The sequence below is a fragment of the Pseudomonas sp. P5_B2 genome (genome assembly GCF_056400445.1).
This window is the reverse complement of the sequence record NZ_JBFULH010000573.1, coordinates 1-2591: the sequence shown is the minus strand read 5'-3', so window position 1 is coordinate 2591 and position 2591 is coordinate 1. Positions and strand designations below refer to the sequence as shown.

Genomic DNA, 2591 nt, shown 5'->3' with positions numbered 1-2591 from the left:
GACGTATGTTCAGTGAGCAGGGGTTGCTCCTGAGCGAGATTCAACCGACCACTACAAAAACAAGATCAGGAGTCCACTCATGTTCGCTTTGTTCCGTCGTTTCAATTTCGCCGCTGCCGTGGCTATCACCGCTGCCGCACTTTCAACACCCGCACTGGCGCTGGACACCGTCAAGTTCATGGCCCCGGGGTCTGTCGGTGGTGGTTATGACCAGACCGCACGGGAACTGGGCAAGGCCATGATCGAGGCCAAGGTTGCCAAGTCCGTCACCTTCGAAAACAAAGGTGGCGCCGGCGGTACGCTGGGGCTGGCGCAGTTTGCCAACAGCACCAAAGGCGAGGTGGGTGCATTGCTGGTGGTGGGGGCCATCATGGTCGCGGGTATCGAACAGAACAAACCGCAAATCACCTTGAAGGACGTGACACCGATTGCCCGGCTGTTTACCGAATACAACGTAATTGCCGTGCGCAAGGAGTCCGACTTCAAAACCCTTGAGGATTTGCTCAAGGCCTTCAAAGACAAACCAACCAGCATCACGTGGGGCGGCGGCTCCAAAGGCTCGGTCGATCACATCGGCATCGCCGAGCTGGCCGGAAAAATGGATGTCCCGGTCAACAAGGTGAATTACGTTGCCTTCGGCGGTGGCGGTGAAGTGGTTGCTCAGGCGCTCGGCGGCCAGCTCAAGGTGATCACTGGCGGCTATGCCGAACTGGGTCAATACATCAAGAGCGGCCAGTTCCGCGTCCTCGCCATCGGCGCGCCGGAGCGCGTTGCCGGTATCGATGCGCCGACCCTCAAAGAGGAAGGCTACGACGTGATCATTGGCAATTGGCGCGGTGTGTACGGCGCCGCAGGTCTGAGCCCCGAACAGCGCCAGGAACTGACCGACGCCGTCGTCACTGCCACCAAAACCCAGTCCTGGCAAGACAACCTCAAAACCAACGCGTGGTCGCCCAGCGTGTTGACCGGCGACGCATTCGGCAAGTTTGTCGACGAAGAACACGTGCGGCTGCGGGCCATGCTGGTCAACGTCGGGCTGCTTTGACATGACCGGGATACGCAGGATTGTGCCGCCACAGTTGGCCATCGGCCTTGGACTGATCGCCATCAGTGCTGTACTGGYGGTCGGCGCCTGGCGGTTTCCGCCCGAGAGGGGCTACGTCATTTTGGCCGCCGATGTCTACCCCTACGGGCTGGCGGTGTTCCTGGGCGTCGTCGGGTTGCTGCTGAGCTATCAAGCCTGCACCGGTGGCTTTCGCGAATTGACGGACCACGAAGACGAGTCTGCCAAAGCGCTACCCGGTGGCAAACTTGGTGCAGCATGGGTCACGGCGGGGCTGGTGGGGGTGGCGTTGCTGATCAACCTCATTGGCTTCGTCCTCGCTGCAGGGCTGCTGTTTGCCTGTGCGGCACGCGGGTTTGGCAGTCGCCATCCGCTGCGGGACCTGGCCATCGGCATTGCCCTGACGTTGCCGATTTACTGGCTGTTCAACGCCGGGCTCGGCGTTTCCCTGCCGCCCCTTGTCAACGCCTGGATCTGAGCCGGGCCGAAGGAGATCAACCCGGTGGATATTCTCGCAAGCTTGGCGATGGGGTTTTCTGCCGCGCTGTCGCCGATCAATTTGATGTGGGGGTTTATCGGCTGTTTGCTCGGCACGGCGATTGGGGTGTTGCCCGGTATCGGACCGGCGCTGACCGTCGCGCTGTTGCTGCCCATCACCGCCAAGGTCGACCCCACTGGCGCGCTGATCATGTTCGCCGGCATCTACTACGGCGCGCAGTTTGGCGGCTCGACCACCTCTATTTTGCTTAACACGCCGGGGGAGTCGTCCTCCATGGTCACGGCCCTGGAAGGTAACTTGATGGCCCGTAACGGCCGGGCGGGGCCGGCACTTGCCACGGCGGCGATCGGTTCGTTCGTGGCCGGGACCATCGCCACGATTCTGCTCACCTTGTTTGCCCCCGTCGTCGCCACGCTGGCGCTGAAATTCGGCCCGGCGGAATATTTCGCGATTCTGGTGCTGTCGTTCACCACCGTGTCGGCGGTACTCGGCGCGTCGATGCTGCGCGGTTTCRCCTCGCTTGGGATTGGCCTGGCCATTGGCTTGATCGGCCTCGACTCGACCTCGGGTATCGCACGTTACACGTTGGGGGTGCCGGAGTTGGTCGATGGCATCGAAGTGGTGCTGGTGGCAGTCGGTTTGTTTGCCGTGGGGGAGGCGCTGTACAGCTTGCTGTATCAAAAAGAAGAAAACTGCGGGCGGCACCGCTTGACCTCATTGTGGATGACCCGCGCCGACTGGAAGCGCTCGGTTCCGGCCTGGCTGCGCGGCACGCTGATCGGTTTTCCGTTTGGTTCGATACCGGCAGGTGGCGCGGAGATTCCGACGTTTCTGTCCTATTCCGCCGAGCGCAAACTGAGCAAGTACCCGAATGAATTTGCGGGCAGCAAGGGAGAGGGCGCGATCGAAGGTGTTGCTGGCCCCGAGGCGGCCAATAATGCCAGCGCGACGGGGTCGTTGGTGCCGCTGCTGACGCTGGGCATTCCAACCTCCGCGACGGCGGCCATCCTGTTAGCCGCGTTCCAGAAC

3 protein-coding genes are annotated in these 2591 nt (G+C 61.8%); all 3 read left to right on the top strand.

Annotation, left to right across the window (positions count from 1 at the left end):
- Positions 1-79: 79 nt before the first annotated feature.
- Positions 80-1045, top strand: coding sequence for a tripartite tricarboxylate transporter substrate binding protein (locus AC1DRJ_RS24140; protein WP_477804364.1), 966 nt, complete (start codon positions 80-82; stop codon positions 1043-1045).
- Between the two features lies 1 nt (position 1046).
- Positions 1047-1541 (top strand): tripartite tricarboxylate transporter TctB family protein, encoded by a 495-nt coding sequence (locus AC1DRJ_RS24135; RefSeq protein ID WP_477804363.1) that lies wholly within the window; start codon positions 1047-1049, stop codon positions 1539-1541.
- A gap of 24 nt (positions 1542-1565) precedes the next feature.
- Positions 1566-2591, top strand: a 1026-nt coding sequence (locus AC1DRJ_RS24130; protein ID WP_477804362.1) for a tripartite tricarboxylate transporter permease, incomplete at its 3' end; no start/stop codon positions are given.